Annotated in this window: 20 protein-coding genes; 11 read left to right on the top strand and 9 right to left on the bottom strand. The window is 65.1% G+C overall.

Annotation, left to right across the window (positions count from 1 at the left end; translation table 11 throughout):
• Window positions 1-60: 60 nt before the first annotated feature.
• Window positions 61-948, bottom strand: a complete 888-nt coding sequence (locus VIM95_RS18885) for a LysR family transcriptional regulator (protein WP_331988832.1) — start codon at window positions 946-948, stop codon at window positions 61-63.
• A 102-nt stretch (window positions 949-1050) separates the two neighbouring features.
• On the opposite strand from VIM95_RS18885, the gene VIM95_RS18890 reads away from it, so the two are divergent.
• The 4 genes from VIM95_RS18890 to VIM95_RS18905 are packed head-to-tail and all read left to right on the top strand — an operon-like array spanning window position 1051 to window position 3336.
• Window positions 1051-1479 carry a DoxX family protein gene (locus VIM95_RS18890; protein WP_331988834.1) on the top strand — a complete coding sequence of 143 codons (429 nt, stop codon included), beginning with the start codon at window positions 1051-1053 and terminating at the stop codon, window positions 1477-1479.
• 10 nt (window positions 1480-1489) lie between these two features.
• Entirely contained in the window at window positions 1490-2176 is a 687-nt protein-coding gene (locus tag VIM95_RS18895) for a glutathione S-transferase family protein (RefSeq protein WP_331988836.1), read from the top strand.
• Between the two features lie 33 nt (window positions 2177-2209).
• A complete protein-coding gene (locus VIM95_RS18900; protein ID WP_331988838.1) occupies window positions 2210-2815 on the top strand; it encodes an XRE family transcriptional regulator in 606 nt (201 codons plus the stop codon).
• Complete coding sequence (locus VIM95_RS18905) at window positions 2812-3336, top strand: GNAT family N-acetyltransferase (protein ID WP_331988840.1); 525 nt, start codon at window positions 2812-2814, stop codon at window positions 3334-3336. Before VIM95_RS18900 ends, VIM95_RS18905 begins: the two co-directional genes overlap by 4 nt.
• 42 nt (window positions 3337-3378) lie before the next feature.
• Here VIM95_RS18905 and VIM95_RS18910 read toward each other — a convergent pair whose 3' ends face one another.
• On the bottom strand, window positions 3379-5460 hold the full coding sequence (locus tag VIM95_RS18910; protein WP_331988842.1) for a diguanylate cyclase: 2082 nt from the start codon (window positions 5458-5460) through the stop codon (window positions 3379-3381).
• 208 nt (window positions 5461-5668) lie between these two features.
• On the opposite strand from VIM95_RS18910, the gene VIM95_RS18915 reads away from it, so the two are divergent.
• The gene (locus tag VIM95_RS18915) at window positions 5669-6448 is read left to right on the top strand and encodes a hypothetical protein (RefSeq protein ID WP_331988844.1); all 780 of its coding nucleotides are present in this window, start codon (window positions 5669-5671) and stop codon (window positions 6446-6448) included.
• Window positions 6449-6460: 12 nt separating this feature from the next.
• On the opposite strand, the gene VIM95_RS18920 is transcribed toward VIM95_RS18915, so the two are convergent.
• Both VIM95_RS18920 and VIM95_RS18925 read right to left on the bottom strand, forming a co-directional pair.
• On the bottom strand, window positions 6461-7246 hold the full coding sequence (locus tag VIM95_RS18920; RefSeq protein ID WP_331988846.1) for a 3-hydroxybutyrate dehydrogenase: 786 nt from the start codon (window positions 7244-7246) through the stop codon (window positions 6461-6463).
• 172 nt (window positions 7247-7418) lie between these two features.
• Window positions 7419-8165, bottom strand: a complete 747-nt coding sequence (locus VIM95_RS18925) for a substrate-binding periplasmic protein (RefSeq protein WP_331988848.1) — start codon at window positions 8163-8165, stop codon at window positions 7419-7421.
• A 224-nt stretch (window positions 8166-8389) separates the two neighbouring features.
• Between VIM95_RS18925 and VIM95_RS18930 the strand changes: the two genes are divergently transcribed.
• Both VIM95_RS18930 and VIM95_RS18935 read left to right on the top strand, forming a co-directional pair.
• Window positions 8390-9145, top strand: coding sequence for an SDR family oxidoreductase (locus VIM95_RS18930; protein ID WP_331988850.1), 756 nt, complete (start codon window positions 8390-8392; stop codon window positions 9143-9145).
• 83 nt (window positions 9146-9228) lie between these two features.
• Window positions 9229-10110, top strand: coding sequence for an SDR family oxidoreductase (locus tag VIM95_RS18935; RefSeq protein ID WP_331988852.1), 882 nt, complete (start codon window positions 9229-9231; stop codon window positions 10108-10110).
• Window positions 10111-10179: 69 nt separating this feature from the next.
• On the opposite strand, the gene VIM95_RS18940 is transcribed toward VIM95_RS18935, so the two are convergent.
• The 4 genes from VIM95_RS18940 to VIM95_RS18955 are packed head-to-tail and all read right to left on the bottom strand — an operon-like array spanning window position 10180 to window position 13736.
• The gene (locus VIM95_RS18940) at window positions 10180-10785 is read right to left on the bottom strand and encodes a PqiC family protein (RefSeq protein ID WP_331988854.1); all 606 of its coding nucleotides are present in this window, start codon (window positions 10783-10785) and stop codon (window positions 10180-10182) included.
• A complete protein-coding gene (locus VIM95_RS18945; RefSeq protein ID WP_331988856.1) occupies window positions 10782-12455 on the bottom strand; it encodes an intermembrane transport protein PqiB in 1674 nt (557 codons plus the stop codon). The genes VIM95_RS18940 and VIM95_RS18945 overlap by 4 nt, the downstream gene beginning before the upstream one ends.
• Window positions 12439-13077 carry a paraquat-inducible protein A gene (locus VIM95_RS18950; protein WP_331988858.1) on the bottom strand — a complete coding sequence of 213 codons (639 nt, stop codon included), beginning with the start codon at window positions 13075-13077 and terminating at the stop codon, window positions 12439-12441. The genes VIM95_RS18945 and VIM95_RS18950 overlap by 17 nt, the downstream gene beginning before the upstream one ends.
• A complete protein-coding gene (locus VIM95_RS18955; protein WP_331988860.1) occupies window positions 13074-13736 on the bottom strand; it encodes a paraquat-inducible protein A in 663 nt (220 codons plus the stop codon). Before VIM95_RS18955 ends, VIM95_RS18950 begins: the two co-directional genes overlap by 4 nt.
• Before the next feature lie 171 nt (window positions 13737-13907).
• Between VIM95_RS18955 and VIM95_RS18960 the strand changes: the two genes are divergently transcribed.
• The 4 genes from VIM95_RS18960 (at window position 13908) to VIM95_RS18975 (ending at window position 18005) form a co-directional block, all read left to right on the top strand.
• Window positions 13908-15806, top strand: coding sequence for an AI-2E family transporter (locus VIM95_RS18960; protein WP_331988862.1), 1899 nt, complete (start codon window positions 13908-13910; stop codon window positions 15804-15806).
• Between the two features lie 11 nt (window positions 15807-15817).
• A complete protein-coding gene (locus VIM95_RS18965) occupies window positions 15818-16678 on the top strand; it encodes a tetratricopeptide repeat protein (protein ID WP_331988864.1) in 861 nt (286 codons plus the stop codon).
• A 77-nt stretch (window positions 16679-16755) separates the two neighbouring features.
• Window positions 16756-17652: a LysR family transcriptional regulator gene (locus VIM95_RS18970; protein WP_331988866.1), complete on the top strand. Its 897-nt coding sequence runs from the start codon at window positions 16756-16758 to the stop codon at window positions 17650-17652.
• 35 nt (window positions 17653-17687) lie between these two features.
• A complete protein-coding gene (locus VIM95_RS18975) occupies window positions 17688-18005 on the top strand; it encodes a hypothetical protein (RefSeq protein ID WP_331988868.1) in 318 nt (105 codons plus the stop codon).
• 188 nt (window positions 18006-18193) lie between these two features.
• Here VIM95_RS18975 and VIM95_RS18980 read toward each other — a convergent pair whose 3' ends face one another.
• Window positions 18194-19594 (bottom strand): efflux transporter outer membrane subunit, encoded by a 1401-nt coding sequence (locus VIM95_RS18980; RefSeq protein ID WP_331988870.1) that lies wholly within the window; start codon window positions 19592-19594, stop codon window positions 18194-18196.
• Window position 19595 lies beyond the last annotated feature (1 nt).

Consider the following 19595-nt stretch of genomic DNA (forward strand, 5'->3'; position numbering starts at 1 on the left):
GCTCCTTTCGAATCAAGGACCTGTTCCTGCGGGGCCGGTGAGGAAAAAGACACAGATGCGTTAGCGCGGCTGCAGGCGCGGGTCCGCACTCAGGCGGCTATGCAGGAACTGGGTCAGCACCCCAACCCTCGCCACCTGGCGCATGTCAGGGTGCGCCAGGATCCAGATCTCGGTATCCAGTTCCGGGCTGGCTGGCGCCAGTTGCACCAGCTCAGGGTAGTCATCTGCCAAAGGGCAAAGCAGCATGGCCGTTCCCATGCCGGCACGTACGCACTGCAACATGCCCACCAGGCTGTCGCTACGCGCTACCACCTGTGCAGCAGGTATTGCCTTGGCCAGCCAGCGGGCCTGTGCCAGGTGGCCCAAGGCCTCGTCCGGCGCCACCCACGAGCCATCCTGCCAAGACGCACCGAGCGGCAGACTGTCCAGATAACTGCGGCTCGCGTAAGGCGCCGTGCGTATGCGCCCGGCGCAGCGACCCAACAGCTGGTCCGGCGGCTGGTTGGTACCGCGCACGGCCACATCGGCCTCGCGCCGGGTCAGGCGCATGAAATGGTTGCTCATGACGAGCTCCAACGTGACCTCGGGGTATAGCGCACGGAACTCCGCCAACAGGGGTGTCAGCAGGCTGGCGAACAGGGTATCGGTCGAGGTCAGCCTGATCGTGCCGCGTATCGCCCGGTCCTGTCCCATCAGCCGCCGCTGCGCGGTCTCGATCTGCTCCCCTAGACCAGCCAGCTCGCTGGCCAAGGCCTCACCCGCCGGGGTGATCAGGTAGCCGCTGTTCCGTCTGTCAAACAGGCGCACTGCCAGTACCGCTTCCAACCGGCCCAGCCGGCGCAGCACCGTGCTGTGGTTCACCGCCAGCTGCCGCGCGGCGGCAGAGACCGAACCGCCCTGCTGCACTGCCAAAAAACAGCGCAGGTCATCCCAATCCATATTCTGCATATTTGCATACCGCAAAGGCCAATTCTTGGAATATTACTGCGCCATCGCGGACCGTACAGTGTGCCGTGCCTACAAACCGTCGGCGTTCACGAGGAGCACACCATGAGCCAATACATCGACCGCCTACCCATCCCGGTACCCATGCTCGACACATACGCCGCAGCTCAGCTGCTACTGCGCCTGGCACTAGGCGCAATGTGGCTGAGCCATGGTCTTTTGCTCAAGCTCATGACCTTTGGCGTCGCCGGACTGGGGCGCTGGCTCGGCAGTATCGGCTACCCCGGCTGGACGGCCGGCCCCTTGATCGCCGCCGAGACGCTGGGCGGGCTCGCCATTCTGCTGGGCTTTCATGGCCGCTGGGTATCGCTGGCGCTGCTACCTATCCTGGTCGGCGCATTGCAGATCCATGGCGGCAACGGCTGGGTGTTCACCAACCCTGGTGGCGGCTGGGAGTACCCGTTGTTCCTGATCGTGGCGAGTTTGATCCACGCCTTGCTGGGCGATGGCCGCCACGCCCTGTGCGCAGCCTGAGGGGCATGCCATGCAAGCCCAACTGGAACTGATCAGCCACGCGCTCTGCCCCTATGTGCAGCGCGCCGCCATCGCCCTGGCAGAGAAGCAGCTGCCCTACACCCGCCGCGATATCGACCTTGCCGCCAAACCCGCCTGGTTTCTTGCGCTCTCGCCGCTGGGCAAGGTGCCGTTGCTGCGTAGCCCCGAGGGTGTGTTGTTCGAATCCGCCGCCATCCTCGAATACCTCGAAGACACGCAAAGTCCGCCCCTGCACCCGACCGCCCCCTACCGGCGGGCTCAGCACCGTGGCTGGATCGAATTCGGCAGCCATGTGCTGGCCGACATCGCCCGTTATTACCAGGCACCGGACGCCGCCGCGCTGGCCGCTGCGGAAGATACCTTGCGGCAGCGCTTCGAGACCTTGGAGGCCGTATTGCACCAAGGCCCCTGGTTCGACGGGCCGCACTTCAGCCTGGTAGATGCCGTATTCGGACCGGTGTTTCGCTATTGGCAGGCCTTTGAGCGCGCCGGTGTGTGTGCCGTCTTCACCGGCTTGCCCAAGGTGCAGGCCTGGCGCAGCACGCTGGCAGCCCGCCCTTCGATCGCCCAGGCCGTAGGGCCAGACTACACCGAGCGTTTGTGGCACTTCCTGGCCAGCCGGCCCAGCGCGTTGGGCCGGCATATCGCCGCGCACGAGCACACAGCCCCGGTTTGACAGCAACCCGGTTTTGGGAGCAAATTCTCATTTATGAGAAATACTTCCCAAGATACAAACCACGCTGCGCTAGACCAACGTGCCGCGGAGATCGACCAACGGCTGGCGCAGCGGCTTGCCGACCTGCGCCAGCAGCGCGGCTGGTCGCTGGAAGCATTGGCCGAGCAAAGCGGCATCAGCCGCGCCACGCTATCGCGCCTGGAGCGGGGCGAGAGCAGTCCCACGGCCTCCCTGCTGGGCAGGCTGTGCGCCAGCTACGGCCTGCCCATGTCGCGCCTGCTGGCCGAGGTGGAGGTCGAGCCCGTGCGTCTGCTACGCGCGGCAGCGCAACCGGTCTGGATAGACCCGGAGACCGGCTTTCGTCGCCGCGGCGTGGCGCCCCCCATGACGGGCTTCAATGTGGACCTGGTCGAGGGGCAGATTCCACCCGGTACCACCCTCAGCTACGAGCGCAGCCCCCAACCGGGCCTTGAGCACCATATCTGGCTGCTGGAGGGCGAACTGCACTACACCCTGGGCAGCGAGACCTTCGCCCTACGGCCAGGCGACAGCCTGAGCTTCCGGCTGTTTGACGCCACCCGCTTCCACAACCCCGCCACCACTCCGGCCCGCTACCTGATCGCCCTGGGACGACCATGAACATCTGCACCATCGAAGCCTTGAACGCCGAACAACTGGCCGAGCGCCTGTACGAGCTGGCTGAGGTACTGCAAGCCAGCGTGGCAGCGGGTGCCAGTATCGGCTTTGTCGAACCGTTCAGTCTGGAGGATGCCGCCAACTGGTGGCGCGGCCAGCTAGGTGCGCTGCAAAGCGGCGCCAAGCTGCAATGGGTGGCGCTGCAGGATGGCCGCGTGATCGGCACTGCACAATTGCAGCTCGACATGCCGGCCAATGGCCGCCATCGCGGCGAAGTCTGCAAGGTCATGGTCCACCCGGCCGCCCGCCGCCAGGGTGCGGCCCGGCTGCTGATGCAGGCGGTGGAAGCTGGCGCCCGTGCCAAGGCTCGTAGCCTCTTGGTGTTGGACACCAATACCGGCAGCCCGGCGGAACGGCTGTATGCCTCGCTGGGCTATATCACCGTGGGCAGCATCCCGGCCTATGCCAGCCAGCAGGATGGCAGCCTAGGGCCGACCACGGTCATGTACCGGGAGCTGAGTTGATACAGGCTCAAACAGCAGTAGCAAGTCGCTGACCCAATACGGTCAGCTCGCCGCCACCAGGCGATCACGACCCGCCGTCTTGGCTTGATAGAGGGCGGTGTCGGCCCGCTTCACCAATCCTTCTGCAGTATCGTTACGGTGGTAGTCGGCCACGCCGGCCGAGACGGTCACAGTACCCAAGAGCTGGCCGGCGTAGTTCACCTCCATCGTCCGTACGGCCTGCAATACCCGCTCCACGCATTCACGGGCCATGGCCAGATCGGTCTGCGGCAGGATCAGCATGAACTCCTCACCGCCATAGCGGCAGGCAATGTCGCTATCGCGTGAAGAAAGCTTGAGCACCGCGCCGAATTCACGCAGCAGCACGTCGCCGGCATCGTGACCAAAGGTATCGTTGAAGCGCTTGAAATGGTCCACGTCCAACATGGCCACCGTGAGCGGCTGGCCGGAGCGGGCCGAGCGGCTGAGCTCCAGGTCCAGCGTGGCCTCCAGGAAGCGGCGATTGAATAGCCCGGTCAATGGGTCGTGCATGGACTGGTAGCGCAGTTGCTCGCGCAGCCGCAGGTTGGAGAGGGCCAGCGCGCACTGTTCGGCCACCGTGCCGGCAAAGCGGGCCAGGGCATCCTGCCCCCGCGCCAGCGCCACACCGTCGAGCGAGAGAAAGAGCAGCCCCATGGTCTCGCCCTGCGCCACCATGGGCACGCACAGATAGCCCTCGGGCGGCTTGTCCTGGTTCTGCACATGGGCGCAGCACAGGCCTCCCTCCTCCTCACAGACCCTATGCACCCGGCCACGCCGGATCGCCCAGCAATCATCCGGCTGGATCACCTGCGGCGGCGTACCGATCTCGCCCCAGCTACCGCACAGCTCCAGGTAGTTGCGCGAGGCCGCCAACAGGTACAGGGCACCCGGCGCACCTTGGAACAAGCCGGCTGCCGAGCTGGAGAGCACGCCGCAGGCCTCCTTTTCGTCGCGACAGGTCTGCAACACATTGGCCAGCTCGCTGAGTTTGGAGATCTCGTAATTTTGGTGCGCCAGCTCGGCCATGCCCTCGCTGAGCTGCACGTTGAGCGCCTTGAGGTTGTCGGCGTCGCGCTTGAGGTGGGTCACATCACGGAACACGGTTACCCCACCGGTCTGCTCCCCGCTCTCGGTCAGGATGGGCATGCTGTTGAAGGACAACCAGCTGGTGTCGCCGTGCTGCCCCACCAGCTGCAGCCGCTCGCCCACCACCAGGTCGCCTTGGAGCGCGCGCTCCAGGGGCATCTGGGTCTCTTCGTAGGGTGTGCCGTCGGCGTGCAGTATCTTGACCAGGCCGCTACGCGCTGCCTGGCGGAAGGTGGTCAGCCGGCTACCGATGATGCGCTCGGCCGCCGGGTTGGTCAGCAGCGCGCGACCATCCCGGTCGGCCACGATCACGCCCTCGTGCATGCTATTGAGCACGCCGCGCAAAATCACCGACTGCTCGCTGGCCGCCACCTCGGCGGCGCTGCGCGAGCGGATGATGCGCACCAGGTAGGCAAAGATACAGCCGAACAGCAGCGCATCGATCAGCGCAATGGCCACGAATACCAACACGGCCAGCTCGGCATTGCTGTTGGCGCGATAGACATGCTCCATGCGGCGCATCCGCTCTGCCGAAGACAGCCGGGTGATCGTCGCCCGCAGGGTCTGCATCATGCTGTTGCCGTGATCGTTGGCCACCAGGCGCTCAGCTTCCTCAGCCCTGCCCTGCTGCATCAGCTCCACCGTGAGCTTGAGCTCGTCGAGCTTGCGCTGGGCCTGTTCCTCCAGATACTTCAGCCGCTCCTCCTGTTCTGGCCGGTCTGCCAGCAGGGTATGCAAGGTCTCCAGGTTGACCTGCACCTCGTGCTGGGCCATGTCGTAGGGCTGCAGATAAGCCCGGTTGCGGGTCAGGAGGTAGCCGCGCTGGCCGGTCTCGGCCTCGATCAGGTTACCGCGCAGTTCGGTCAGGGTATCGAGCAGGCGTTGCGAGGCCTCGGCGCGGTGGCTGGTACTGACCAGCGATTCGACAAAGTAGTACGGCACCAAGGCATTGAGCAGCAAGGTGACGACCGCGATCAAGAAACCGAGGACCAGCGGCTTGGGTAGGCCTTTGAGCATGTAGGGCTCCGGGGGCGATGAAGGCGGGACGACGTTTCATCTTAGGCTGGCAGCACAAACCTGTGCCACATGCCGCTGGTCGGCAAAATCATGCAGACATGCCCCGTATGCTATGCGTTTGGGCGTTTTCCCCCAAATAGAGGATGGCATCCGTCCCTGCGCTGCGCGATATTGTGAGTTTGTCATAGCACGCGCCCTCCCCTGCGCCATGCCTTGCAAACTGCTCAGCCAGGCCGATCAGGCCGAGATCGTCAACTACCTGCGCCGTCAGGTGGACGCCGGCACGCGCCCTTCGCAGCTGTTTCGCTGCGTGCGCTACGACTACCCCGGCCTGCGCCCCTGGCAGTTTGGCGAATTGCTGGCGGCGGCCTATGCCCCATACGGCCAGGACTTCCCCTTCTTCACCATCAGCTGGCAAGACCGCCCAAGCTGCCCGGCCTGGGACCGGCACTACGATCTGCAGGTGATCGCCGTGCTCTTGCGCACCGGCCAGGTCAAGGCCTGGACCAGCGACTTCTGCAGTCAGGAATGGAAGAAGCTGCAGCCCCTGCTGGCCGAGGAGGTAGCAGCGCAACACGCCCGCGAACTGGCCGATCTGCACCAGGACCGTTTACTGGCGCGGGTGGCGCAACTGCCTGGCCAGCCGGTGTGCGTGCAAGTGGCCTGGCTGGGTGATGCCAACGGCTGGTCGCTCAAGCTCTCCATCTATATGCAGCTTGATGGCGACCCGGAGGAATTCGAGCTCGCCACCGTGGCCACCGGTGCCTACCTGCAGTTCGCCCTCTACCCGGACAAACGCGCCAAGCCCTGCGGCGAGGCTGGCCTGCTCTCGCAGGTGGCGGCCGGGCTGGCCAAGACGCTGGGCCTGCCCTACCACTTTGCCTCCCCAAATCGCCCGGACGATACCGCCCTGACCTGGCTCGAAACCCTGCACGTGCTGCGCGGCAATCCGGCACCACGGCGCGGCTATCAAGGCCCCTTGCCTTAGGGTCTCCTAGGCTTACTGCATAAACCAGCCATGGCTCACCACCAGTGACTGGCCGGTGAGCGCATTGGTGGGGAAGGACGCAAACATCAAGGCCACCTGGGCCACGTCGGCCGTGGTGGTGAATTCGCCGTCCACCGTCTCCTTGAGCATCACATTCTTGACCACTTCCTGCTCGCTGATGCCCAGGGTCTTGGCCTGTTCAGGAATCTGCTTTTCCACCAGCGGGGTGCGCACAAAGCCTGGGCAGATCACGTTGGCGCGGATATTGTGCGCCGCGCCTTCCTTGGCCACGGTCTTGGCGAGGCCGATCAGGCCGTGCTTGGCGGTGACATAGGGAGCCTTGAGCAGCGAGGCTTCCTTGGAGTGCACTGAGCCCATATAGATGATGCTGCCACCCTTGCCGCTGGCGATCATCTGCTTCACGCAGGCGCGGGTGGTCAAGAAGGCGCCATCAAGGTGGATCGCCAGCATCTTCTTCCAGTCGGCAAAGCTGAACTCATGCACCGGGTGCACGATCTGGATGCCGGCATTGCTGATCAGCACGTCGATATTGCCCAGCGCGGCGACCGCCTGCTGTACCGAGGCATCGACCTGTTCCTCGTTGGTCACATCCACCGCGACGCCGATGGCCTTGACGCCCAACTTGGCAATCTCAGCCGCCGTGGCGTCGGCCGCTTCCTTGTTCAGGTCCGCCACCACGATATGCGCCCCTGCGCGGGCGAACTCGATTGCAATCTCCTTGCCGATGCCGCTGGCTGCTCCGGTGATATAGGCCACCTTGTTATCCAAACTTGCCATACCTGCCTCCTGCTTGCTGTGTTGGGGTTGATGACCACGGACACGCCGGGCCATGCTGCAATGCAGCGTAGTACGAAAGGATGGGAGTTGCCGGGCGAGATGAGGTTCCCGGCGAGCCGCGTGGAATAGCGTGAGGCGTAGGACCTGCGGGCAAGGTGGCCGGCAGCCGCCCTCAGCGTTTACTGGAGAGACTGATATGCGCGTTGATGCGCTCCATCCATTCCTCAGGCACCGACTGGGTACAGAGCAGATGGCGGTGCTCGCCCTTGGGCATATCGGCCAGCGCCCATAGCCGCAGGCCGCTGATCGCGCCGCCTTGTTGCTCGAACAGGTAGCGGGCCTCCTCGCCCGGCACCACGACCACATCGCCTATGCCTCTGCGCAGCATGTCCAGCATCTCGCTGGTCTCGTAGTAGGTGGTGATGGTGTGCGACTTGGCGTCCTGCAGCGCAGCGCGTAGCTCGGGCACGCTGGCCACCCGCTCCTTGACCAGAAAACGGTGTGCCTTGTTACGCATTACCTCTATGAACCGCTTTTCCTTGAGCTCGTAGTTGGCCCGAGTCACAAAGACCAGCGGTGTATCGAGGTAGATGGGCACAGAAAAACGCCCCCAGCGCTGCCGTTCAGCCGTCTTGTAGAACAGGGTACCGCAGGCCTTGCCCTGATTGGCCTGCAACAGTGCCAGTTGGCGGTTCCAGGGCATTTTCACCCAGGTATAGGGTATGCCGGCCCGCTTGAGCGCCCGCTCCACCGGCTCGGCCGTCAGGCCATCCACATCCCCCTGCTCATTGGTACCGATAAAGGGCGGCCGCTCCAGGTAGTAGAGCGTCAGGGTCTCGTCCGCGTGCGCTTGGGGCAACAGGCCGACACAGGCCAAAGCAGCCGGGATGCACAGAGGGGTATGCAATAGGCGGGGCATGGTACGGGGCTCGGTGCGTCGTAGGGCTCGCTTCAATCTTAGTGCCTGGCCCCGATCTTTTCAGGGCAGACCCGGCCGTGAAGAATTGTTGGTCAAATTTGCACAGTCATAGCAAATAATGTGTATTTATCCAAACAGCTCTCAAGGGAAGAATGGCCACCACTGCAGCAGGAGGCAGCACCACCGCCCCGGCCCAGCCCTTCTACCCAATACGGAGCAAGACCATGACCCAGCAAGCCCAGACCCAGCAGCAAGTTGCCATCGTCACCGGCGCCTCCCGCGGCATTGGCGCCGCCATCGCCCAGCGTCTGGCGCGTGACGGCTACGCCGTCGTCGTGAACTACGCCAGCAGCAGTGCCGAGGCCGAGGCCCTGGTCGGCCGCATCGAAGCCACCGGTGGCCGCGCCATCGCGGTGAAGGGCGACGTGGCCGACCCGGCAGCCGTGCGCCAGTTGTTCGATGTCACCGTCGCCGCCTTCGGCAAGGTGGACGTGTTGATCAACAACGCCGGCATCCTGCCCTCGCACCTACCTACCCTGGCCGATACCGACGACGCCACCTTCGATCGCCAGTTCGCCATCAATGTGAAGGGCAGCTTCAACACCATGCGCGAAGCCGCCACCCGGCTGGCCCACGGCGGCCGCATCGTCAACTTCTCCACCAGCATCATCGGCCTCTCCATGCCGGGCTACTCGGGCTATGCCGCCACCAAGGGCGCCATCGAAGTGATGACCGCCATCCTGGCCAAGGAGCTGCGCGGCAAAAACATTACCGTCAACGCCGTCGCCCCCGGCCCTACCGCCACCGATCTGTTCCTGAACGGCAAGACCGATGAAACCATAGACCGCCTGGCCAAGCTCAACCCGCTGGAGCGCCTGGGCAAGCCGGAAGATATCGCCAATACCGTGGCCTTCCTGGTCGGCCCCGAGGGTGGCTGGATCAATGGCCAGACCCTGCGTGCCAATGGCGGCATGGTCTAGGGCGCGACAGCGCCCTGCTCAGCACAGGACAAATCAGGCCGATTCCATGCGGCATCGGCTCACACGATTCGAAAGGAAGCACCATGAAATCCATCGTCCTCGTCACCGGCGCAGGCACCGGCATTGGCAAACTCAGCGCCCTGGCACTGGCCCAGGCCGGCCACACCGTCTACGCCAGCCTGCGCGATATTCACGGCCGCAACGCCGCCAAGGCAGCCGAACTCAAGGCCACCTCCCGCAATATCCATATCGTCGAGCTCGACGTGCTCTCGCAAGCCTCGGCCGACGCTGCCGTCGCCAGCATCCTGGCCGAGCAGGGCCGGCTCGATGTGGTCATGCACAACGCCGGCCATCTGGTGGTGGGCCCGGCCGAGGCCTATACGCCGGAGGAGATCAGCAAGGTCTTCGACACCAACTTCCTGGGCACCCAACGGGTCAACCGCGCGGTACTGCCGATCATGCGCAAGCAGGAGGCAGGCCTTGTGCTGTGGATCAGTTCCACTACCGTGCGCGGTGGCTTTCCGCCCTTTCTGGGCCCTTACGCTGCCGCCAAGGCGGCCATGGATAGCCTGGCGGTGAGCTATGCCTACGAACTGGCACGCTTTGGCATCGAGACCAGCATCGTTGTACCCGGTGCCTTTACCCGCGGCACCGATCACTTTCCCAGCGCTGGCAAGCCGGCCGATGCCATCACCGCGGCCGGCTATGCCCGCTACGACGGCCTGATGGACCAGGTCGGCGCCCGCCTGAGCGCCCTCACCCCCGAGCATGCCGACCCGCAGGCGGTGGCCGACGAAGTCTCGCGCATCGTCGGTCTGCCGCAAGGCCGGCGACCCATGCGCAGCGTGATCGACTTTGTAGGGGATGGCGCCGAGGAGGTCACGGCACTGGCCGAGCAGGTACGTATCGACTTTGCCGAGCGCATCGGCATCGCCGACTTGCTGACCCCAAGCGTGGCTCATTGAAACAGACCACGGTTGGAACAAATAAGGGCGAGCCGCTGGCTCGCCCTACTGCGTGGTGCGGTGAGGTAATCAGCCGCAGCCAGCCTGCCCCGCCGCATAGGCCTGCACACTCGCCGCCAGCCGGGCCGAGAGCTGGGCCAGCAAGGTCTGCAACGCGGCAACCTGGCCTTCGCCATCGAGCGGTGCCGCGCGGCTGAATTCGGCCGTGCACTGCTGCTTGGCTTGTTCGCTTGCGTCGGCACGGCTCAAGGTCCAGCCCGCCTCGATCGCCGCCTGGCCCCCCGGCCATACATCAAAGCGCTGTAGCACCAGCCTGGCGCGAACCAAGGGCTGGCCGGCGCCACGCGGCAGGGCATCGAGGTTGGGCGTGCCCAGCCGGCGCGCCACGTCGGCCGCCAGCATGGCACGGACCTCCTCGCCCAAGGGAGCGGCCCAGCGCTCGCCTTCCAGCACCGCAAGGCTGCTCAGGTCTTGCCGCACCACCCGCTCCTCGCGGTCCACCGCGGCCGGCACCGTGACCGGCAAGAGCTGGAACTGGTAGGCCGGTGGCGCAACCACCAACGGGCTGGCCGGCGGTGGTTGCAGGGTGTAGTAGCGCAAGGGCGTGGAGGTGCAGCCCGCCATCAGGCATAAGATGCCCAGGCCCGCTGCGCGCAAGGTGATGGTGTTCATCATTTGCCCTCCTCGCTCGGCACGACCGCCGGTACCACGGGAGGCATGGCCGGCGGCGGTGCCGGCTCGTTCGGCCGGCCGCGTATCAAGGCCTCAGGATGGCGGCCCAGCATGTCGGTCAGCGTGCGCAGCGAGCGGGCGCTGCGTTGCAGCTCCTGCAGGGTCTGGCCCAGGTTCTGCTGCAGCGGCGCATCCTCACCCAAGGCACCATTGGCGGTATGGAAGGTACGCTGTGCCTCCTGCAAGGTATGGGTGGCTTGCGGCAGCACCTGGCCATTGAGCTGCTTGAGGGTCTTGTCGAGCTCCTGTAGATCGCCATCGAGGTGCTGGCCCAGCGCATCGAAGGGAATGCGGTCTATCTTGCCGGCGATGCTGGCAAGCTGCGACTGCAGCTGCTCCAGGCTGCTGCGCACCGTGGGCAGTACCAGTGGCTGGGCCTTGGGATCGAAATCGGCCTTGGGCGCATCGGGGATAAAATCCATGGCCACATAAAGCTGGCCGGAGAGCAGATTGCCCGGCCGTACCTGGGCCCGCAGGCCACGTGCCACCATGCCGGCCATGAACTGCGCGGTCTGCGCGGGGCTATCGCCATGGCGAGCCACCACCTTGTCGTGCGCCGCGCCCAGCCGGCTGGGGTAGACCCGGACGTCCACCACCACCGGGAAGCGATGCTTGTCCGGGTCGTAGTCCACCCGCACGCCGGTCACCTGGCCCACATTGATGCCCATGAACTCCACCACCGCATCGGGCGCCAGGCCGTGCAGGGACTGGTCAAAGCGCATGCGCAGGTCGAGCGGCGGGCCATCCAGCCGGGCCAGGGCGGTGCGCTCGTCGCGTGCCAGCACAAAACGGGTCTGGTCGTTCGCCGGCGCAGCCTCGCGCTCGCTTGGCGTGGAGAAGGCCACCCCGCCGGCCAGCACGGTGGCCACTGACTGGGCATTGAACTTGAAGCCGTCGGTACTGAGCGAGACATCCAACCCGCTGGCATTCCAGAAGCGGGTCGCCTGGTTCACCAATTTGTCGTGCGGGGCGTAGACAAAGACCTGCAGGGTCACGCCCTTGCCATCTTCATCGAGCTGGTAGGAAGCCACCTGCCCAACCGGAATGCGGCGGTAGTAGACCGGCGAGCCGATATCGAGCGAGCCGATATCCTCGGCATGCAGCACAAAGGCTCTGCCCGGCGTGCCGCGCAGCACCGTGGGTGGGCTCTCCAGACCGGTGAAGTTGCGGGTTGCCTCGCCCTTGTCGCCGGAATCCGCCTCGATATAGGCGCCCGAGAGCACCGTCTCCACCCCGGAAATACCGCCCACGCCGATGCGCGGCCGTACCACCCAGAAGCGGGTATCGGAGCGGGCCAGGTCCTCGGCCTCCTTGTTCAGCGCCACGGTCACCAGCACCTGGGCATGGTCCGGGCTCAGCCGTAGCCCCTGCACATGGCCAACCACCACGTTCTTGTACTTCACCGCCGTCTTACCGGCCTCCAAGCCCACCGCGCTCTGGAAGCTGATAGTGACCTTGGGCCCGGCCGAGAGCCAGGTATGGACCAGCATCGAGACGCCGACCAGGCCGGCGATCAAGGGCACCAGCCAGACCGGCGAGAGGTGCCAGCCGCGCCGTCCCAGGCGGCGCTGCGGCGGGGGGATATCTAGGTGTGGATCAGGTGTGTCGCTCATCGGGTGTCTCGCCGTCCCAGATCAGGCGGGGATCAAAACTCAAAGTGGATAGCATGGTGAAGATCACCACCAGGCCAAAGAACAGGATGCCGACCCGTGGTTCGGCATAGCTCAGGCTCTTGAACTGTACCAGCGCCGCCACCAGGGCGACGACCAGCACGTCCAGCATGGACCAGTAGCCGATCAGCTCCACCAGCCGGTATAGCCGCGCCCGCTCCACCATGGCCCAGGTGCTGCGGCGCTGGCCGGTATAGAGCAAGAGGCTCATGGCCAGGAACTTGGTACACGGCACAGCCACGCTGGCGACAAAGATCAGGAGCGCAATATCCCAGGCACCGTCGTGCCAGAATTCCAGCACCCCGCTCAGGATGGTGCTCTCGTTGCCACGGCCAAAGCGGCTGGTATACATCACCGGCAGGAGGTTGGCGGGCAGGTAGCAGATCATGCCCGCCAGCAGGAAGGCGGCGGCGCGGCCGACACTATTGGGCCGGCGGCGGCACAGTGCGGAATGGCAGCGCGGACAGCTCAGGTTGTCGCAGGCGGCTTCTTCATCGGCGCAGACCATGCCGCAGGCCATGCAGCTCACCACACCAAGGTTGCGGGCATAGGGCGCGCCGCTCATGGTTGCGGCGCCTGACCGGCCGCGGTGCCGACCTCGGCACCGGCCTCCGAACCGATCTCCCATAGCCAGTGGGTGTCGCGGTTGGCGATCACCACCAGGAGCAGGGTCAGCGCCGCCATGGCCCAGATGCCCACCCCGGTCACCACCGAGAGGTAGCTCGACAACTTGACCAGGGCCACCAGCGTACCCACCAGGCAAACCTCGACCATGCTCCAGGGTCGCAAGGCATTGAGCGCCCGCATGGCACTGGCAAAGCCCGGCGCGCGGCGGCCGAGACGGGCGAACAGCAGCACCCAGCCCAGCAGTGCCAGTTGCAAAAAGGGCACCACGATCACCGTCAACACCGCCGGCACTGCGATGGGGGCGGCATCGCCCTGCGCCAGCGCCATGGCAGCCTGCCATAGCGTCGTCTCGCCATGCAGGCCGCGCAGGCTGATCTCGATCACCGGGTAGACATTGGCCAGCACGAAGGCAATGGCGGCCGTCAAGGTCAGCGCCAGCCATTGGTCCAGATTGAGCCGTTCGGCCCGATACAGTACCGCCTGGCAGGCCTCGCAGCGGGCTACCTCGCGTGGCCCCAGCGGCACGCGGCGGTAGACTCGGTCGCAGTGCTCGCAGGCAATCAGATGGGGAAAGGTACGTGCTTGGGCTTGGCTCATGATGGATCTGGGTGGCGCTCAGCTGGATAGTAGGGCAGCCGCGGCGCGGCTGCATCATCTACGCACCGTTTCCGCATGCCGGTGTCGCAGAGCGGTGTGCCGCCGTACAATCGGCGGGCCATGCGTGCCGGCCTTGTATCGCGCCGCACCCGCCGCCACCAGGAGCCAGAATTGGGATCGAAAACCCTCACCGCCGCCACCAACCAGCTCGGCAAGCTCGTCGGCACCGCCATCGTCCTGGCCCTGCTCTACCTGGGTCGCGACGTACTCATCCCCATCACCCTGGCCGTCATCCTCAGCCTCCTGGTCGCGCCGCTGGTGCGCAGGTTGCGCCGGCTGGGGCTGGGGCATACCGGCTCGGTCACCGTCTCGGTGGTGCTGCTCACGCTCGGCATCGGCCTGGTGGGCGTAGGCCTGGGCAGCCAGATCGTCCGCATGGGTGCCAGCCTGCCGCAGTACGAAGACACCATACGCAGCAAGCTGCAGACCCTGGACGAACTCACCCTGGGCAAGCTTGGCGCCATCACCGGCCAGGCCGACCGGCTGGTCGGCAAGCTCTCGCACGGCAGCACGGCAGCCCCTAGCGAGGTTGGCGCCGAACTGGCCGACAGCCCGGCCAGCCAACCCATCCCGGTCGAAGTACACGAACCCGAGCCCAAGCCCATCGAGCTGGTGAGCCGGGTGGCGGCCTCGGTACTTGGCCCCTTGGAGACGGCCGGTGTGGTATTCATCGTGCTGGTCTTCGTCCTGCTGGAACACGAGGCCCTGCGCGACCGCTTTATCCGCCTCATAGGCGGTGGCAATCTGCGTGCCACCACCCTGGCGGTCAACGACGCCGGCGAGCGCTTGTCGCGCTTCTTTGTCTCGCAGTTCGCGGTCAATGTGCTGGTAGGCCTCCTGCTCTGGGCGGGCCTGGCGCTGGCTGGCCTGCCGCAAGCCCTGCTGTGGGGTACCACCGCCGCCCTCTTGCGCTTCGTGCCCTATGTGGGCATCTGGATCGCTGCAATCTGCGCCACGCTTCTGGCTGCGGCCGTGTCACCCGGCTGGGGCCTGGCGATTGCCACCATCGCCCTCTTCTTCGTCATCGAGTTCGTCATTGCCCAGGTGGTGGAACCGCAGCTCTACGGCCATACCACCGGGCTCTCGCCACTCTCGGTGGTGGTGGCGGCCATATTCTGGAGCTGGATCTGGGGCCCGGTCGGGCTCCTGCTCTCCACGCCGCTCACGCTTTGCCTGGTGGTGGCCGGCCGCTATATCCCCGCGCTCAACTTCCTGGAGGTGCTGCTGGGCGAGGTACCGGCGCTCACCATGCAGGAGAGCTTCTACCAGCGCGCACTATCGGGCGATGCCGAAGAGATCATCGACGCCGCACGGCGCTTTCTCAAGCGCAAGCCGCTGGCCGCCTATTGCGACGAAGTCCTGATCCCGGCCATGCATATTGCCCGCGAAGACTTTGTGGAAGAGGCCATCAGCCGCGAGGAACAGCTCAAGGTCGGCAGCGCCATCGCCGCCGTGCTGATCGCCCTGGAAGGCCCCAGCCCCTGGTGGCGACGCGGCACACGCATCTCGGTACTGGACGACATGACCCTGGGCCGCCAACTGCGCGCCCGGCGCGAGCAGCAGGTCGGCCAGTGGCAGGGCTCGCTGGATGTGCCGCCCGGCTCGGTGGTGCTCGCCATCGGCGTAGGCAACCGCTTTGACGAGCTGGCCGCCGAGCTGATGGTGCGCGTGCTGCGCGCCCAGCAGGTGGATGCCCGCCACATCTCGCTGGAGGACCTGGCCGCACCGCCGGCCGAGAGTGACAAGCCCGAGCTGATCTCCACGGTCTTCCTGGTCAGCGTGGACCCGACAGCCGACCGCGAACGGCTGGCGACCACCGCCGCCAACCTGCACGGCCGCGCCAATGGCATACGCGTGGTCATGCTCTACCTGCTGCCCGGCTTTGGACCACAGGCTGAGCGCCCTGCAGCACTCGCGGCGGCGGACCAGACGCTCTATTCCTGCGAGGCAGCCGTACAGCTCTGCCGACCTGCAGTGGAGGCCGCACCGGCCGCCACCACACCGCAATGAGGCGCTGAACCATGCTCACTCCCGTCCTCGCTACCCTGCTCGCCACCACACCAGCTCAGGCCCTGGACCTGGCCGCCCTTTGGGACTTCAACCAACCGGCACAGAGCGAGCAGCGCCTACGCGCCGCCCTGGCCGGTGCCACCCCGGACCAGGCGCTGATCCTGCAAACGCAGATCGCCCGCAGCTACGGCCTGCGCCAGGACTTCGAGCAGGCCCGTGCGATCCTGACGCCGCTCGCCGCGCAGCTACCCACGGCCAGTGCCGAGGTCAAGACACGCTATGCGCTGGAGCTGGGGCGAACCTATGCCTCTGCCACCCACCCGCCCGCTACGCAAACGACGCAAGCCAAGGCGCGGGCCGGCGAGCTGTACCGGCAAGCACTGGCCGAGGCGCGCAAGGGTGGCCTGGACGACCTCGCCATCGACGCCCTGCATATGCTGGCCTTTGTCGATACCGCCCCCGCCGACCAGCTCCATTGGGCCGATGAAGCGCTGGCAATTGCCACCACCTCCAGCCAGCCCAAGGCCCAGAAGTGGGCTGCCTCGCTGCGCAACAACAAGGGCTATGCCCTGCACCAGCTAGGTCGTTACGAGGAGGCCCTGGTCGAATTCCAGGCGGCGCTCACCTTGCGCGAGCAAGGCGACAACGCGGGCGCTAAACGCATCGCGCGCTGGATGGTGGCCTGGACCCTGCGGGCGCTCAAACGCGATGACGAGGCCCTGGCCATGCAGTTGCAGCTGGAAAAAGACTGTGCCGCGGCGGGCGAGCCCGACCCCGAGGTCTATACCGAGCTGGCCCTGCTCTACGAAGCACGGGGCGATGCCGACAAGGCCCAGCACTACCGTGAGCTGAAAGAGCGCACGCCCGACTGAGCGCCTACGACCGGATTGGACAAACAGGTCCGCTTCGGCATATTTATTGGCCCAACGCCAACAATCGCAGAGCCGCCATGGACCGCTACCAAGCCATGCAGGTGTTCACCCGCATCGTCGAACTCGGCAGCTTTACCCGCGCCGCGGACGACCTGAACCTGCCGCGCGCCACGGTCACCTACACCATCAAGCAGCTGGAGGCGCGCCTGGGGGTGCGGCTGTTGCAGCGGACCACCCGTACCGTCAGCACCACGCTCGACGGCGAGGCCTACTACCAGCGCTGCGTGCGCCTGCTCGCGGATCTGGAAGAGGCCGAATCGGTCTTCAGCGAGGTGGCCGCCAACCCCAAGGGCAAGCTGCGGCTGGACCTGCAGCCTACCCTCGCCAACCACTACATCATCCCGCGCCTGCCCGATTTCTACGCCCGCTACCCGCGCATGGAGCTTGATATCGGCATGGGCGACCGCAATGTGGACCTGATACGCGAGGGTGTGGACTGCGTGCTGCGGGCGGGCGAATTGCGCGATTCCAGCATGGTGGGCAAGCGCATTGCCAGCCTGGGGCAAGTCACCGTGGCCAGCCGCGACTACCTGGCCCGCCATGGCGAGCCCAAGAGCCTGGACGACCTCAAGGCGCACAGCGCGGTCAACTACTTCTCCACCGTCACCGGCAAGGCCTTCCCCTTCGAATTCCTGGTCGATGGCGTGAACAAACTGGTGCTCATGAAGGGCAGCACGGCGGTCAACAATGCCGACGCCTACGCCCGCTGCTGCCTGGCCGGCCTGGGCTTGATCCAGGTGCCCCGCTACCATGTAGCGGCACAGCTGGCGTCGGGCGAGCTAGGCGAAGTACTTGCCCAGTGGCGCCCCGCCCCCATGCCGGTCTCGATACTCTACCCCCACCACCGCCAGCTCTCGCCACGGGTACGGGTGTTTGTGGATTGGGTGGCGGAGGTGTTCCGCGACGTGAAGTGATGTGCCTCAGCAGCAGGCGTGCCGCTTTTTATCAAATGCCCATCCAAAACATGCTCAAAACTACAGCTCAGCTTTGCGCCTTACTGGCACTGATCAATCTGGTGCTGTGCTTCGTCGTGCCTTGGGTGCCTCACAATCTGTGGTGGCTCTCCGTGACATTTGCATCATCGGCATTCCTGCTGGCGGTCACCTACTTCTATCGATATGAGAGCCGTATTCATACAGCTGGCGGCTGGGTCTACAAGGACAAGCAGCCGGTAGCGTATTTCATCTCACACCTGCTCCTCTGGATCTTCGGCTCCGGTTTTTTTCTCGCATCCCTACTCGCTCTCATTGACCCAAATCAGCGGTAATCCGTAGGGCATTGCGCCACAGACGACGTAGAGCCAACACCGCCATTTGAGAGTCCTTTGCCGTGTAGGGCGGAAAAGCGCAGCGCCTTCCGCCACCCTGGCTGTCTGATAGCCCCCCTTCGGAACCGCTCCCGATTCTCATCAGTCTCGACCGAAGCACGAAACCCGGCCGTTCCTGAACTCAGCGATCAACCCTTCGCCTGCAGGCCTCCACCCAGCGATTTGTAGAGCGCGATGGCATTGCTGATCTCCTCGCGCCTGAGCTCCAGCAGCGCCTGACGGGCAGCACTCAAGTTCCGCTGAGAATCCAGCAACTCCAAGCGACCATCGACTCCCGCCCGATATCGTTGCGTCGCCAGGTCGGTGCGTTGTTCCGCCTTCCTTACGACCCATGCTTGCGCCAATACCTGGCGTCCGTAGGTCTCCCGGCCGGCCAGGCCATCCGCCACCTCTCGGAAGGCGATCTGGATAGCACGCTCATACTCAACCACGGCAACCGACTTCCGCAGCTCGGCCAGCCGCAGTTCACCGCGCAGGCGACCTGCATTGAAAATCGGCACGCTTATCTGCGGTACAAAGGTCCAGACTCGCTGATCGCCACTAAACAACCCACCCAAGGATGTACTGGCAAAGCCCAGCGAACTGGTAAGCGATAGGCGAGGGAAGAAAGCCGCCCTGGCCGCCCCGATATCCGCATTCGCAGCAGCAAGGCTATGCTCCGCCTGCAGTATGTCCGGACGGCGGGATAGCAGCTCCGACGGCAGGCCGGCCGACAGATTGGTTTGGACTACAGTCTCATCAAGCGCCATCGGCACAGGTAGACCAGCGGGGATTTCAGTACCTATTAGCAGCGCCAGCGCATTCCTCGCTCTAGCAAGGCTTCGTTGCCGGGCTTGCAGATCGGCCTCGGCACTTGCCACTTGTCCCTCTGCCTGCGCAATTTCGAGCTTGCTGCTTTGTGCCGCTTTTTGAAGTTGCAGTGTCAGCTCCAGGGAGTCGCGCCAATCGCGCACCGTTTGCTCGGCGAGCCTGAATTGCTCATCCGCCACTCGCTCAGCAAAGTAGGCATCCGCAATTGCGCCAACCAAGGTGATCTGGGCAGCTCGCTTGCCCTCCTCGCTCGCAAGGTAGCGCTCCAGTGCGGCGTCAGACTCCGCCCTGGTCCGCCCGAATAGATCGATCTCAAACGCACTGATCCCGACGTTCACACCAGCCTGGCTCTGGATTGACGGACCGGCAGCGGGCATCGCCTCATTGTTCGCGGGAATCCTTTGACGCGATGCGGAGCCGACAGCCTCGACCGTGGGCAACCGTGCAGCCCGTGCAATACGATATTGCGACTGCACGGCTTCCGCATTCAGGGTGGCCAGCTTCAGATCCCGGTTGTTGAGCAAGGCTAACTCGATCAGGCGCTGCAGACGTGGGTCGGCAAATATGGTTTTCCAGCCGAGGTCCCCGATGGCCTGTTCTCGCCCAGCGCCAAGCGCAACAGGATAAGTCGCTGCAATCGGCGCATCGGGCTTCACCAGTGCCGGCGTCATGGCGCACGCGCTCAGCGCGAGGAGGAGTGGTAGTGCAATCAGTCTCATG

Origin of the sequence: Chitinimonas sp. (assembly GCF_036568685.1) — a bacterium.
Classification (GTDB): domain Bacteria; phylum Pseudomonadota; class Gammaproteobacteria; order Burkholderiales; family Chitinimonadaceae; genus Chitinimonas.